General features: G+C 64.5%; 11 protein-coding genes. 8 read left to right on the top strand and 3 right to left on the bottom strand.

What is annotated here, in order from left to right; all coding sequences use genetic code 11:
- Nucleotides 1–88 precede the first annotated feature (88 nt).
- Entirely contained in the window at nucleotides 89–535 is a 447-nt protein-coding gene (locus HWX32_RS05675) for a universal stress protein (RefSeq protein ID WP_075466160.1), read from the top strand.
- On the opposite strand, the gene HWX32_RS05670 is transcribed toward HWX32_RS05675, so the two are convergent.
- From HWX32_RS05670 to HWX32_RS05660, 3 genes are all read right to left on the bottom strand, one after another.
- Nucleotides 532–2,706, bottom strand: coding sequence for a UvrD-helicase domain-containing protein (locus HWX32_RS05670; protein WP_254868351.1), 2,175 nt, complete (start codon nucleotides 2,704–2,706; stop codon nucleotides 532–534). The two genes, HWX32_RS05675 and HWX32_RS05670, sit on opposite strands and share 4 nt — an antisense overlap.
- 239 nt (nucleotides 2,707–2,945) lie before the next feature.
- Entirely contained in the window at nucleotides 2,946–4,070 is a 1,125-nt protein-coding gene (locus tag HWX32_RS05665; protein WP_175935107.1) for a DoxX family membrane protein, read from the bottom strand.
- A gap of 86 nt (nucleotides 4,071–4,156) precedes the next feature.
- Complete coding sequence (locus HWX32_RS05660; protein WP_175935106.1) at nucleotides 4,157–4,759, bottom strand: MBL fold metallo-hydrolase; 603 nt, start codon at nucleotides 4,757–4,759, stop codon at nucleotides 4,157–4,159.
- A gap of 92 nt (nucleotides 4,760–4,851) precedes the next feature.
- On the opposite strand from HWX32_RS05660, the gene uvrA reads away from it, so the two are divergent.
- The 7 genes from uvrA to pheT all read left to right on the top strand — a co-directional run bounded on the left by uvrA (nucleotide 4,852) and on the right by pheT (nucleotide 13,977).
- Entirely contained in the window at nucleotides 4,852–7,707 is a 2,856-nt protein-coding gene (uvrA, locus tag HWX32_RS05655; RefSeq protein WP_175935105.1) for an excinuclease ABC subunit UvrA, read from the top strand.
- 247 nt (nucleotides 7,708–7,954) lie between these two features.
- Nucleotides 7,955–8,509 carry a translation initiation factor IF-3 gene (gene infC, locus HWX32_RS05650; protein ID WP_082259699.1) on the top strand — a complete coding sequence of 185 codons (555 nt, stop codon included), beginning with the start codon at nucleotides 7,955–7,957 and terminating at the stop codon, nucleotides 8,507–8,509.
- A gap of 29 nt (nucleotides 8,510–8,538) precedes the next feature.
- Entirely contained in the window at nucleotides 8,539–8,733 is a 195-nt protein-coding gene (gene rpmI / locus HWX32_RS05645; RefSeq protein ID WP_175935104.1) for a 50S ribosomal protein L35, read from the top strand.
- 57 nt (nucleotides 8,734–8,790) lie between these two features.
- A complete protein-coding gene (rplT, locus tag HWX32_RS05640; protein WP_075466148.1) occupies nucleotides 8,791–9,177 on the top strand; it encodes a 50S ribosomal protein L20 in 387 nt (128 codons plus the stop codon).
- 335 nt (nucleotides 9,178–9,512) lie between these two features.
- The gene (locus HWX32_RS05635) at nucleotides 9,513–10,322 is read left to right on the top strand and encodes an RNA methyltransferase (RefSeq protein ID WP_175935103.1); all 810 of its coding nucleotides are present in this window, start codon (nucleotides 9,513–9,515) and stop codon (nucleotides 10,320–10,322) included.
- Nucleotides 10,323–10,411: 89 nt separating this feature from the next.
- A complete protein-coding gene (gene pheS, locus HWX32_RS05630; protein ID WP_254868304.1) occupies nucleotides 10,412–11,452 on the top strand; it encodes a phenylalanine--tRNA ligase subunit alpha in 1,041 nt (346 codons plus the stop codon).
- Between the two features lie 17 nt (nucleotides 11,453–11,469).
- Nucleotides 11,470–13,977 carry a phenylalanine--tRNA ligase subunit beta gene (gene pheT, locus HWX32_RS05625; protein WP_175935101.1) on the top strand — a complete coding sequence of 836 codons (2,508 nt, stop codon included), beginning with the start codon at nucleotides 11,470–11,472 and terminating at the stop codon, nucleotides 13,975–13,977.
- The last annotated feature ends 149 nt before the right edge of the window (nucleotides 13,978–14,126 follow it).

Below are 14,126 nucleotides of genomic sequence, written 5' to 3'. Positions count from 1 at the left end.
GCCGGGGGTACACTGTCTGTGCACAACACTGCAGTGGCCGTTTTGAAGCCCTGAAGCCCTGATTTGCATTGAAAGGTGTTTGATCCTCATGGCCGATACTCCGTACAGCACCATCGTTGTTGGTTCTGACGGCTCGAAGTCGTCCCTCCTCGCAGTCGAGCGCGCCGCAAAGATTGCCGCGGCGTTTGGCTCCACTCTCGTAATCGGCACCGCCTACTACGAGGATGAGGAGCAGGCGTCGAAGACTCTGCGCCAGGACTCCGTGACCATCCTCGGCGACGACCAGGCGCTGAAGAACCTCGAGGAGGCCGCGAACCACGCTCGCTCCGCTGGCGCCACCGACGTGCAGACCGCGACCCGCCCGGGTACCCCGGTTGAGGCGCTGATGAGCATTGTCAACGACAACAAGGCCGAGCTGCTCGTGGTTGGTAACCGCGGCATTAACTCGCTCACCGGCCGCCTGCTGGGCTCCGTGCCGGCGGATGTCGCGCGTCAGTCTGACTGCGACGTGATGATCGTCCACACCGTCAACTAAGCGGTGCCCCCGCCGGCCAGCTCGGCCGGCATTTCCCCGACCACCGTGAGGGTCTGCGTGGCCCTAGTGACGGCGACGTAGAGGTCTTGCCACCCCTGTGGCGAGGCCTCTACTAGGTTTTGGGGCTCCACCAGCACCACGTGGTCGAACTCCAGGCCCTTCATTTCGCCAACGTTGGCGGCGTCGATCACTGCAGTGAGGCCGTCGGGCAACTGCTTATCGACGATGGCGTCCGCGTTCGCACCCGCCTCAAGCACACACACCGGTGTGCCGGAGGAGCGGATCGCCGTCGCGGGCGTGGCGTCCGGATCAATCTGCGCGAGAACGCGGTCGGCGAGCGCCATGATCTCCTTCGGGGTGCGGTAGTTCACCGTGAGCTCGTGCAGGCGGAAGCGGTGCGCGACGAATGGTGCCAGCGCGTCCTCCCAGCTGTCCACGCCTGCGGGGGAAGACGTCTGGGCAGTGTCGCCGACCAGCGTCATCCAACGCGACGGGCAGCGGCGAAACACCATCCGCCACTCCATGGGGGAGAGCTCCTGCGCCTCGTCCACAATCACGTGGCCGTAGGCCCAGGTGTGGTCCGCGCGCGCCCGTTGCGCGGTCGAGCGGCTGTCGGTCGCGCGCTGGCGGCTGGCCAGCGTTTCCGCGTCGATCACGTCGGCCGCGGAAAGGATCTCGGCCTCGAACTGGTCGTCGTCGTTGTCCGTGGATTCGGAAGAGGCCAAAATGTCCAGCGCGTCCTCGGCCTCCGCGACTTGCGCGCGCCACTGCGCTTCCTCTCTGCGACGTTGCTCCTCGGGGTCCACTGTTCCGATGAGCACTGCGAGCTCGTCGACAAGCGCCGTGTCAGCGTCGCTGAAGTCCGAGCCGGGCGCGCGGTAGAGGGCGTCGCGGGTGTAATCGTCGTAGTCCTTCGCCGCTTCTGCAATTGCATCGCGGCTGCCCAGGAAACCTTGCAGCACCTCAACCGGGTCGAGCTCGGGGAAGTGATCGTCGATAAGCTTCTGCACCTGCGGATCCTCCGCCAGATCGTCGTGCAGCTGGTCTACATCCGCAGCTGAGAGGAGGTTCGGGCCCCCGAGCGGATCCTCACCGATCCGCGTCGCTAGCGCCTGGGCGAGCAGCTGCGTGAGCTCCTCGGCGAACACCGCGCGGGCCTGGTTGTGGGGCTTGCGTGAACGGCGGGCGCGGGTGCGGGCAGCCTTGACCATCGCGGGCGTAGCGAAGATCTCCACAGAGTCCACCGTCACGCGCACCGGAGCATCCGGCAGCGTCTCGTGCTGCTGCACCGCGCGCTTGAGGATGGTCACCATTTCCTCAGACCCCTTCACCTCGCGCGCCGCGACGGTGTCGGCGCCAGCGGGGGAGAAACCGGGCACCAGCTCAGCTGCGGTGGAAAGCACCACTCCGGTCTCGCCGAGCTCCGGCAGCACGCGAGAGATGTACTCCAAAAACGTCGCGTTCGGGCCCACCACGAGCACACCGGTGCGGGTCAGCTGCTCGCGCCACGTGTACAGCAGGTAGGCGATGCGGTGCAGCGCCACAGCGGTCTTACCTGTGCCCGGGCCGCCCTGGACCACCATCACGCCTCGGGTGGGGTCGCGGATGATCTCGTCCTGCTCACGCTGGATCGTCTCCACGATGGACTGCATGTAGCCGGTGCGAGCGGCGTTCATCGCACGACGCAACGCCGCCTCGCTACCCACGTCCGAGGTCGCCGTGTCCATGTAGTCGCCCGAGAGCACCTCGTCGTCCACCGCGGTGACCGTGCGGCCGCGCATGCGGATGTTGCGGCGCGTCTCAACGCCCTCCGGGTGCGCAGTGGTGGCCAGGTAGAACGGGCGCGCCATCGGCGCACGCCAGTCGAGCAGCAACGTGCGGTAATCCTCCTGCCTGTCGTCGATGCCCATGCGGCCGATGTAGCGCCGCTCCAAATCCGGGCGCCCCGGCACAGATGTTTCCGGATCCGGATCTTCCACGTCGATCCGGCCGAACACCAGCCCGGTCTCCGCAACATTGAGCGCATCCAGCTTCGCGTTAAGGCCGTGGTACTCGGTCTCGCGGCGCACCAACGCGTCCGCGTCCGGATTATCCGGGTCTACGTCGCGCTGTACCGCCTCGAGGCGCTGCTGGGCCCCGGCGACCTCTGCGTCCAGGTGGCCGAAGAGCATGTCGACGTAGCCCTGCTCCGCCGCGAGGCGCTGCGCCTCGTCGGCGCGGTGCTCGTTGCGGTGCTCATCTGCGCCTTGCTCGCTGGTGTGCTGTCGGGGGCGGGGAGTGTTCGGCACCCGCGATCCTCCTTCTTCTGGTGGTGGGGCAAGAAGCATGTCCCCACAAGAACGACCCCGAGCCGGGTGGTATTCCCAGGCTCGGGGCCGAACGCGTAGATGGTGTTTGAAAGGCTGGCAGATTAGCCGAGCTTCTTCTGTGCCTTCTTCACGGCCTTCTTCGCCTTCTTCTCAGCCTTGTTGGCGCGCTTCTTCCACTTACGCTTCTGCCACCAGGACGGGGAAGCGTCCAGCTTGTCCCAAGCGTCCTGCAGGTTGTCGATAGCATCCTGCGCCGCGTCCTGCGCCTTAGAGGAAGCCTTGTTCACCTTGCGCTTTGCGCGGAACTTGTCCAGGCCGGAGGGGCCAAGGTCGTCCAGCTGGTCCTGCAGGTCGCCGACAACGCTGTTGACCTTGCGCTTCGCCTTGAACTTGTCCAGCTTGGACGGGGTGATGTTGTCCCAAGCGTCCTCGGCCCAATCCTGCGCGTCGCCGATAGCGCCGTTGACCTTGCGCTTCGCCTTGAACTGCTGGTACTTGCTCGGCTTCAGGTCCTCGTAGCTGTCCTGCAGGTCGTCGGTGGCGTCGTCCAGCCAGTCGCCCGCCTCAGACAGGAACTTAGAGGTCTGCTTCTTCGCGTCGGAGAAGAAATCTCCAGCCCGGTCGCCAGCCTTGGACGCTGTCTTCTTCCAGTCGTCCTTGTTGTCGTCGATGTAATCGGTGACCTGGTCGCTCGCGTCGGAGAACCAGTCGCCCGCCTTGTTCAGCGCCTTCTCGGTCTCCGACTTGCCCGGCAGGGCAGCCTTGACGTTCTTCTGGGCGGTCTTCGCGGCGTTCTGTGCGCGCCACTTCATGTCCGGCTTACCGTCGGTGTCCACGGTGGCCAGCAGCACGCCGCCAGCGAGGCCGAGGTCCGTCAGCGCGCCGGTGCGGCGGCGTGTGCGCTCCTCGTCGTCCTGCGCCTCCCAGAAGGCGTGGCGGCCAACAATGCTCGGAATGGCGGTCGCGGTGAGCAAGGCCGCAGCGGTGCGCGGGGCCTTGCCCAGCGCGAACATGGTACCGGCGCCAGCCTTCACGCCGCCGACGATCTGTGCGGCGGTCTCCGGGTCCTTCGGCAGCAGGCTGCGGTACTCGCGCGGCACAGCTGCGCGGACCTTCTTCAATACGGTATCCGCAGACTCTTTGTGGCCTGCGGGGTTCAACAGAGTCTCGACGCCGTCGATCACGTAGACCGAAGCAAGCATCGGACGTGCAATTTTACGGATCATATTCCTAGTCAAGTCCTTACTTTATAGCTGAAAATGCTGCCCACCATAGTAGCCAAAAAGCGTTTTGCGGGGGTGGGCCCGGCAAATTACCAGCGGCGCTCAAACCACTCGTCGAGCTTCGGGCGTTCCTGGCCGAGCGTCGTCGGATCGCCGTGTCCGGGGCGCACAATTGCGTCGTCCGAGTACACGTCGAAAAGCTTCTCCTTCACATCATTGAACAGCCGAACGAACTCGCCCTCGGTGCTTGTCTTGCCCAGCCCGCCGGGAAACAGCGAGTCGCCCACGAAGAGGTTGATGGTGCCGTCGATCTCCGCCACCAGGCACGCCCCGCCGGGGGTGTGGCCGCGCAGGATGTGGATGGGGAAGCGGTGCTCACCGAACGTGACGGTATCGCCGTCTTTGAGTTCCACCTCAGCATCGGCAGGGATGGCGGGTGCGTCGAGGTACGGCTTGTAGTGCTTCGCGCCGGTTGTCTTCAGCACCTCGCGCAGCGCGCGGTGGTGGTCCAAGTGGCGGTGGGTGGTCAGCACGGCCACGATCTCCACGCCTGCGTCCTGCGCCATCTGGAGGATGGCAGGTGCGTCATCGGCAGCGTCGATAAGCAAGCCCTGCTCCCCGGAGGCGATCAAGTAGCAGTTGTTGTCCATGCTGGACACAGAAATCTGGTGCAGTGTCAGGTCGTTCGTCATGCGTTAAAGGGTAGTCGCGGAATATCTGCGTGTCGGGGGCGGTTGGTAGGTTTTTGGGAGCATTCTTCACGACGACTAAAGGACGACATCACGTGGCCGAAAAGCTGACAGTGCGCGGCGCGCGCCAACACAACCTCAGAGGCATCGACGTCGAACTGCCTCGCGACAAGATGGCCGTATTCACGGGCCTGTCCGGATCCGGCAAATCCTCGCTGGCATTCGACACCATCTTCGCCGAGGGGCAGCGCCGCTACGTGGAGTCCCTGTCGTCCTACGCCCGCATGTTCTTGGGTCAGATGGACAAGCCGGACGTGGATTACATCGACGGGCTTTCCCCCGCGGTGTCCATTGACCAGAAATCCACGAACCGCAACCCGCGCTCGACCGTGGGCACCATCACCGAGATCTACGACTATCTGCGTCTGCTGTACTCGCGTGCGGGCACCCCGCACTGCCCGGAGTGCGACGCGGTGATCGACCGCCAGACCCCGCAGCAGATCGTCGACCGCGTCCTCGAGCTGGAGGAGCGCACCAAATTTCAAGTGCTCGCGCCGATCGTGCGCAAGCGCAAGGGCGAGTTCCAGGACCTATTTGCGGACCTGTCATCGCAGGGCTATGCGCGTGTCAACGTTGACGGGGAGACCTACCAGCTCACCGACCCGCCGAAGCTGGAGAAGCAAATCAAGCACGACATCGACGTGGTGGTTGACCGCCTCACCGTCAAAGCCAGCCAGAAGCAGCGACTCACGGACTCCGTGGAGACGGCGCTCAAGCTCGCCGACGGTCTGGTGGGCTTCGACTTCGTGGACCTGGACGCGGACGATCCGGAGCGCGTGCAGATCTTCAGCGAAAAGATGGCCTGCCCGAACGGGCACAAGCTCAACATAGAGGAGTACGAGCCGCGCGCGTTCTCCTTCAACTCGCCCTTCGGTGCCTGCCCGGCGTGCGACGGCATCGGCGTGCGCAAAGAGGTGGACATCGACTTGGTGATTCCGGACCCGGACGCTCCCGCCGTGGACGCGTTCCAGCCGTGGAACTCCAGCCCGAACAAGAAGTACTTCACCAAGCTCGTCGAAGCGTTTGCCGCGGAGGAGGGCTTCGACGCCCACGCGCCGTTTAGCTCGCTGACCAAGACGCAGCAAAAGCACCTCGTGCACGGCTCCAAGACGAAGGTCTCCGTGCGGTACAAGAATCGCTACGGGCGCCAGCGCGGCTACACCGCGGCGTACGAGGGCATCGTGGGCTACTTGGATCGCAAGATGGAGCAGGCGGAATCCGACACCCAGAAGGAGCGCCTGCTCGCCTACACCCGCGAGGTGCCTTGCCCGGTGTGCGAAGGTGCGCGCCTGAAGCCGGAGATTCTCGCGGTGCGGCTGGAGTCCACCACGCACGGGGAGCTGTCCATCGCGGGGCTGACCCAGCTGTCCATCGAGGACGCCTCGGAGTACCTGGACAACCTCGTCTTGGGCTACCGCGAGGAGATGATCGCGGGCGCCGTGCTGCGCGAAATCCAGGCGCGTCTGCACTTCCTACTGGACGTGGGCTTGAGCTACCTCACACTCGCGCGCTCCGCCGGGACACTGTCCGGCGGCGAGGCGCAGCGCATCCGCCTTGCCACCCAGATCGGTTCCGGTCTGGCTGGCGTGCTCTACGTCCTCGACGAGCCGTCGATCGGCCTGCACCAGCGCGATAACCAGCGCCTGATCACCACCCTGAAGAAGTTGCGCGACCTGGGCAACACGCTCGTGGTGGTGGAGCACGACGAAGACACGATCCGCGAGGCGGACTGGCTCATCGACATCGGACCCGGCGCCGGCGAGTACGGAGGGGAAGTGGTCTACCAGGGCACCCCGAAGGGCATCCTGAAAGCGAAGAACTCCGTCACGGGCGACTACCTGTCCGGCAAGAAGAAGATTGAGGTGCCGGACAGCAGGCGCGACGTCGATAAGCAACGCATGCTCCATGTCACCGGCGCTCGGGAGAACAACCTGGACAACGTGAGCGTGGATATTCCGCTCGGCGTGCTCGTCGCCGTGACGGGCGTGTCCGGGTCCGGCAAATCGACGCTGGTGAACCAGATCCTCGCGAAAACCCTGGCCAACCAGCTCAACGGTGCACGCCAAGTGCCGGGACGCGTGAAAAAGGTCGAAGGGCTGGAGCACCTGGACAAGCTCGTGCAGGTGGACCAAAGCCCGATCGGTCGCACGCCGCGGTCGAATCCGGCGACGTACACCGGCGTGTTCGACAAGATCCGCAACCTCTTCGCCGAGACCCAGGAGGCGAAAGTACGCGGTTATAAGGCCGGTCGCTTCTCCTTCAACGTCAAGGGGGGCCGCTGCGAGGCGTGCCACGGCGACGGCACCATCAAGATCGAGATGAACTTCCTGCCCGACGTCTACGTACCATGCGAAGTGTGCGGCGGCGCCCGCTATAACCGCGAAACGCTCGAGGTGCGCTACAAGGGCAAGAACATCGCCGAGGTGCTTGAGATGCCAATCTCCGAGGCCGCCGAGTTCTTCGAGCCCGTCACCTCGATCCACCGGTATTTGCAAACGCTTGTCGACGTTGGCCTGGGCTACGTGCGCCTTGGACAGTCCGCCACGACTCTGTCTGGCGGGGAGGCGCAGCGCGTGAAGCTGGCCGCCGAGCTGCAGAAGCGCTCCAACGGCCGCACGATCTACATCCTGGACGAGCCGACGACCGGCCTGCACTTCGAGGACATCCGTAAGCTCATGCTCGTACTCAACGGGCTCGTGGAGAAGGGCAACACCGTCCTGGTCATCGAGCACAATCTGGACGTAATCAAGTCCGCGGACTGGATTATCGACATGGGGCCGGAAGGTGGTGCCGGCGGCGGCACCGTCGTCGCAGAGGGGACACCGGAGGATGTAGCCGATGTCGACGGCTCGTTCACCGGCGAGTTTCTCAAGGACGTTTTGGTGAATTAAAAGCTGGCGTGTTAATGTCCTTGGCACACCGCCCAGTGCGCCGTTTTTCGGCGTGCGGGCCGCAAGTGGAGTGAATCCCACCCCAAGCCGCTCAACCTTCACGGGGGAGTTGGATACGGGTCAACGGTGAACCGGTCGCACGGGATGTGTGTCCGGAGCGCCAAGGACGATCTCCCGCCAACCAAGATTCGGTCGGCGGGTTTTTCGTGTGGGATCCGCCCGGATTGGGGCCCGTGGAGCGGACAACATTGTTTCTTTTCGCATCTCTAGGAGTGTTCTCATCAGCGCTGAAGCTCGGATCAACGAACGTATCCGCGTTCCCGAAGTTCGTCTCGTCGGCCCGTCCGGCGAGCAGGTGGGCATTGTCCGCACGGACGACGCCCGCAAGTTGGCGTACGAAGCAGACCTCGACCTGGTCGAGGTGGCGCCGAACGCGAAGCCGCCCGTGTGCAAGATCATGGACTACGGCAAGTTCAAGTACGAGCAGGATCAGAAGGCCCGCGAGGCCCGCAAGAACCAGCAGCAGACCGTGGTGAAGGAACAGAAGTTCCGCCCCAAGATCGATGAGCACGACTACCAGACGAAGAAGGGCAACGTTGAGCGCTTCCTGGAGAAGGGCAACAAGGTCAAGGTGACCATCATGTTCCGCGGCCGCGAGCAGTCCCGCCCCGAGCTGGGCTACCGGCTTTTGGAGCGGCTCGCAGAAGACATCGGGGATCTCGGTGTCGTTGAGTCCCGCCCCAAGCAGGACGGCCGCAACATGACGATGGTCCTCGGGCCGGCTCGCAAGGGCAAGAAGTAAAACGCATACAACTCTGAAGGGCTTTCACAATGAAGCAGAAGACCCACAAGGGCACCGCCAAGCGCATCAAGGTCAACGGCAAGGGCAAGCTGCGCCGCGAGCAGGCTGGTAAGCGCCACCTGAACGAGAAGCTCTCGTCCAAGCGCCGCCGCAAGCTGTCCGGCACCACCGATGTCGCCCCGGCAGACGTCAAGCGCATGAAGCGCCTCCTCGGCCAGTCCTAAGCACTGCCCCGATTAAACAACCACCCAACTCTTAACCAAGAAAAGGAAGTTTGACTCATGGCACGTGTGAAGCGTTCAGTCAACGCCAAGAAGAAGCGCCGCGCGATTCTGAAGTCCGCAAAGGGCTACCGCGGCCAGCGTTCCCGCCTGTACCGCAAGGCCAAGGAGCAGTGGCTGCACTCCCAGACCTACGCATACCGCGACCGCCGCAAGCGCAAGAGCGAGTTCCGTAAGCTGTGGATCCAGCGCATCAACGCTGCTGCCCGCATGAACGACATCACCTACAACCGCCTCATCCACGGCCTGAAGCTGGCTGAGGTTGAGGTGGACCGCAAGATCCTTGCCGATCTTGCTGTCAACGACTTCGCGGCGTTCTCCGCAATCTGCGAGGTTGCCAAGAACGCCCTGCCGGAGGATGTCAACGCTCCCAAGGCAGCTGCGTAAGCGCCTTTAGCTTGTCGACGCCCCGTCACCGCCGTTTCGGTGGAGACGGGGCGTTTCGCATTGATGGCGGGCGTGGGCAGCGTGCGCGGCCCGATTACCCATGTACATCTGCGGCTCGCCGAGCTCTTGTTCTCTCGTATTCCACAACAAGAGCTCAGCGAGATATACCACCTGGCGTTACCGCAAAGTTGTGGAGGAGATGACGGCGGAGGACTGGATGCCGAGAGAACCGATGAGCACGAGTATCACCGGGCGCAGCATCGACGTTGTTTCCATGTCGGAGAGGTTTACCACGCGCCGCAGGCAAGCATGCGTGCCGGGGTATGGTTTCGCGTATGGCTTTGGATTTCGAGCAACCGTTCACGGAGCGCACGCCCCGGGTGGTGAATGCGGGGAAGTTGAAAAGGGCGGCAGCTCGTCGTAAAGCAAAAGCTTTCCTGGCGGAGGGGGAGAACTCCGTGGAGGCCGCTGTGGCGACGGGGGCGGCGACCGACCTTTTCGTCACCGAGGCCGCGGCGGAGCGCTTCGAGGAGATCGTGCGCGCGGCCGGCTACATGGACGTGTACACGCACGCGATCACGGACAAGGCCGCTGACGCGCTGGCGGACACGGTGACGCACACCGGCATTTTCGCGGTGTGCAAGCCGGTGTTGTGGAGCGTCGGTTCGATCCTGAGGGGCAAGCCGCGGCTGGTCGCGGTGTGCGTGGAGACTGCCGACCCGGGCAATGCAGGCACAATCATCCGTATCGCGGATGCCGTGGGCGCGGATGCCGTCGTCTTTGCCGGTGACACCGTCGATCCGGAGTCGCCGAAGGTCGTGCGTTCGACCGCGGGCTCGCTGTTTCAGATCCCCGTGGCGCGCGACCGCGACGTGCGGCGGGTGTTGGGTGAGCTTCGAGCAGCAGGCTTATCGACGTTAGCCACCTCCATCGACGGCGAAACCTCCCTGGCAGAACCCGGCGACGTACTGACGCAGCCGACGGCCTGGCTGTTCGGCAACGAAGCCCACGGGCTGCACGAAGTCATCGAGGCGGCGTGCGACCGCCGTGTGACCATCCCGATCAAAGGCTCCGCGGAGTCGCTCAACCTCGCCACGGCTGCCGCGATATGTCTCTGGGAGTCCTCGAAGGCGCTGGGCGGATAAAGGGAGATCCCTTCGGACCGTGTCGGGGTGCGCAGGTATGCTTGTCACCGTTTTGTATCGCAGCCGGCAATGAAAGGTGCGGGTGTGCAGTGAGCACCGAAATTGAACTGACCGAGGAGAGCCTGAACAAGGCTGCAGACGAAGCCATCGCGGCGTTCGACGCGGCCGAGGATCTCGCTGCGTTGGAGGAGGCGCACCGTGCGCACCTCGGCGAAAAGGCCTTCATCCCGCAGGCGCGCCGTGCTCTGGGCACGCTGCCGAAGGACCAGCGCAAGGATGCTGGGCGGATGGTGAATATGGCGCGCGGTCGCGTCGAGAAGCATTATGCCCAGGTACGTGAGGTGCGCGAAGCCGAACACCGCGAGCGTCAGCTGCGTGAGGAGAAGGTGGATGTCACGCTGCCTACCGCTCGCGCGCAGTCGGGCGCGATGCACCCGATCACCGCGCTTTCGGAGCACATCGCCGACATCTTCGTTGGCATGGGCTGGGAAGTCGCCGAAGGCCCAGAGGTTGAGGCGGAATACTTCAACTTCGACGCGCTGAACTTCATCCCGGACCACCCGGCTCGTACCCTGCAGGACACTTTCTACATCGGCGAGGAGGGCTCGAAGCAGGTGCTGCGCACCCACACGTCACCCGTGCAGGTGCGCACGATGCTCGAGCGCGATGTGCCGATCTATATTGCCTGTCCGGGTCGCGTGTTCCGCACCGACGAGCTGGACGCAACCCACACGCCGGTGTTCCACCAGGTGGAGGGCCTCGCGGTGGACAAGGGCCTGACTATGGCCCACTTGCGCGGCACCCTCGACCACTTGGCCAAGGTGCTGTTCGGCCCGGAGACGAAGACCCGCATGCGCACCAACTACTTCCCCTTCACTGAGCCCTCTGCAGAGGTTGACGTGTGGTTCCCGAACAAGAAGGGCGGCGCAGGCTGGATCGAGTGGGGCGGCTGCGGCATGGTCAACCCCAACGTGTTGCGGGCCGTGGGCATCGATCCAGAGGAGTACTCCGGTTTCGCGTTCGGCATGGGCCTTGAGCGCACGCTGCAGTTCCGCAACGGGCTGACGGATATGCGCGACATGGTCGAAGGCGACGTGCGTTTCACCATCCCGTTCGGCGTGCAGGCATAAGGAAGGGCGAGTAAAACATGCTGATTACCCAGAATTGGATCACCGACCTGCTGAACCGATCCGGCAACGAAGGCTGGTCTGTCACACCGGAGGAGCTCGACGCCGGCTTTGTGCGCGTCGGCTTCGAAACGGAGGGCTACGAGGGCCTGCCGGAGGTCACCGGCCCGCTCGTGGTTGGCCGCGTGAAGGAGATCGAGGAGCTGACCGGTTTTAAAAAGCCGATTCGCTACTGCCAGGTGGACGTCGGTCAGGCCAACGGCACCGGCGAGCCGCAGGGCATCATCTGCGGCGCACGCAACTTCAAAGAGGGCGACTTGGTCATCGTGTCGCTGCCGGGCGCGGTCTTGCCGGGCGGTTTCGAGATCGCGGCGCGAGAAACCTACGACCACATTTCGAACGGCATGATGGCGTCCGCGGCGGAGCTTGGTCTCACCGCGAAGAGCGAGGGCATCATCACGCTTAACGACGGGGCCGGGGAACCGGGCCAGGACGCCCGCGAGATCCTGCGTCCCGAGGACACCGTATTCGACGTGAACGTCACCCCGGACCGCGGCTACGCCCTGTCCGCCCGTGGCCTGACCCGCGAGATCGCCTCCGCATTCGACTTGAAGTACGTGGACGTGGCGCAGGATCCGTCCATCGCAGGGATCGATGTGAGCGGCGTCCCCGCGCCCACGGGAGAGAGCATCCCGGTCACGCTGGAGGAATCGACAAAGGCGCAGCGCTTCGGCCTACGCACCGTTGAGGGCATCGATCCGAGCGCGCAGGCGCCGTTCTGGATGCAGCGCGAGCTCATGCTCTCCGGCATCCGCTCCGTCAACGCCGCCACCGACGTGACAAACTACGTCATGCTGCTCACCGGTCAGCCGATGCACGCCTTCGACGCCGACAAGATCGCTGGCGGCCTTCGCGTGCACAACGCGGAAGAGGGTGCGGAGTTCGAGACGCTCGACCACGTCAAGCGCACGCTCACCGCGGAAGACGTGGTGATCAGCGACGATAACGGCATTCAGTCGCTGGCGGCCATCATGGGCGGTACCACCTCTGAGATCTCGGAGACAACCACGAACGTTCACTTCGAGGCAGCGTCGTGGGATGCGCTGACGGTTGCGCGTTCCGCTCGCCGCCACAAGCTGAGCTCGGAGGCTTCTCGACGCTTCGAGCGCGGCGTGGACCCGGCCATCATCGAGATCTCTTTGGACATCGCATGCGCGCTGCTGACCCAGATCGCAGGCGGCACGGTGACCGAGGGGCGGACGCTGGTCGGTGACGTCGCCAAGCGCGAGCCCATCGAGATGCGGGTTACCCGCCCGAGCGAGCTGATCGGCGTGGAGTACTCGGAGGAGACCGTCACCCGCCGCCTGCAGGAAGTGGGCTGCGAGGTGTCCTCCGACGGGGAGACGCTCGCCGTCACCCCGCCGACTTGGCGTACCGATCTCACGGTCCCCGTGGAGCTCATTGAGGAGATCGTGCGCCTCGAGGGCCTCGACGACATTCCGCTCGTGCTGCCCACCCCGCGCGGTGGGCGTGGATTGAGCCCGGTGCAGCGCCGTCGTCGCTCGGTGACGCACGCGCTGGCGTACTCGGGCTACGCGGAGATCATTCCGACCCCGTTTATCGCCAACGACACTTTCGATACCTGGGGTCTGGATGCGGGCGACCCGCGTCGCAATGTCGTGAAGGTGCAGAACCCCTTGGACGCGGATTACGGGGTGCTTGGGACCACGCTGTTGCCGTCGATGCTTGATGCGGTTCGACGCAACGTTGCACGTGGCCGCGCAGATGTCGGTCTTTTCTCCGTGGCCCAGGTTTCGGTGAAGCGTGGGGATTCGTCGCCGCTGCCGAGCGTCGCAGAGCGCCCGTCGCCGGAGGTCATCGAAGAGCTCATCCAGTCCCTGCCGGAACAGCACCTCAACGCCGCAACCGTGGCAGTGGGAAACACCGAGCTGGCTGGGCCGTGGGGCAGGGGTCGCGCCTACGACTGGTCGGATGCGGTGCAGTCCGCGCAGATCGTCGCACGCGCTTGCGGCGTGGAGTTGGAGATCGAGTCCGCGGAGTACCTGCCGTGGCACCCGGGCCGGTGTGCAGCGTTGAAGGTCGACGGCGTTGTCGTGGGCCACGCCGGCGAGCTGCACCCGCAGGTGCTCGAGGAGCTCGAGCTGCCGGCGCGCACCTGCGCGATGGAGATCGACCTCACCGCGATTTCGCTGGAGGAGCGCTTCCCGGCACCAGTGCTGTCCGCGTTCCCGCTGCTCAACCAGGACATTGCGCTTGTTGTCGACGAGGAGGTCCCGGCCGAGCAGGTGCGTCGCACGCTGCAGGAGGGGGCAGGGGAGCTGGTGGAGAGCGTGAAGCTTTTCGACGTCTACCGCTCCGACGCCCTCGGCGAGAACAAGAAGTCGCTTGCGTTCGGCCTCGCGTTCCGTGCACCGGACCGCACGCTGAAGGAGGAGGAAGCCTCTGAGGCACGCTTGGCCGCCGCCGAGCTTGCGAAGGAACGCTTCGGCGCAGAGATGCGTGGCTAGTCCGCGCTGACGCATCTAATCGGGGTCTACCGGGCAGCACTGCCCCGGTAGACCCCGATTTTTTGTATAGACACCCCGCCTGGGCTTTCAGCGGCGTTATAGTGGTGTCCGTACATCGAGGTCTAGTGATTGCGGGGAGTGTGGTAGAC

It is taken from the genome of Corynebacterium sp. Marseille-P4321 (assembly GCF_903645305.1).
Lineage (GTDB): Bacteria > Actinomycetota > Actinomycetes > Mycobacteriales > Mycobacteriaceae > Corynebacterium.
Note: the sequence above shows the minus strand (reverse complement) of the source record. Positions and strands in the feature narration are given on the sequence as shown.

Excerpts from the sequence above, each read along its gene's own strand:
- HWX32_RS05670 (WP_254868351.1), bottom strand. The coding sequence starts at position 2,706 with ATGCTCTTCGGCCACCTGGACGCAGAGGTCGCCGGGGCCCAGCAGCGC.
- HWX32_RS05675 (WP_075466160.1), top strand. The coding sequence starts at position 89 with ATGGCCGATACTCCGTACAGCACCATCGTTGTTGGTTCTGACGGCTCG.
- HWX32_RS05665 (WP_175935107.1), bottom strand. The coding sequence starts at position 4,070 with ATGATCCGTAAAATTGCACGTCCGATGCTTGCTTCGGTCTACGTGATC.
- rpmI (WP_175935104.1), top strand. The coding sequence starts at position 8,539 with ATGAAGCAGAAGACCCACAAGGGCACCGCCAAGCGCATCAAGGTCAAC.
- rplT (WP_075466148.1), top strand. The coding sequence starts at position 8,791 with ATGGCACGTGTGAAGCGTTCAGTCAACGCCAAGAAGAAGCGCCGCGCG.
- HWX32_RS05635 (WP_175935103.1), top strand. The coding sequence starts at position 9,513 with ATGGCTTTGGATTTCGAGCAACCGTTCACGGAGCGCACGCCCCGGGTG.
- pheT (WP_175935101.1), top strand. The coding sequence starts at position 11,470 with ATGCTGATTACCCAGAATTGGATCACCGACCTGCTGAACCGATCCGGC.
- HWX32_RS05660 (WP_175935106.1), bottom strand. The coding sequence starts at position 4,759 with ATGACGAACGACCTGACACTGCACCAGATTTCTGTGTCCAGCATGGAC.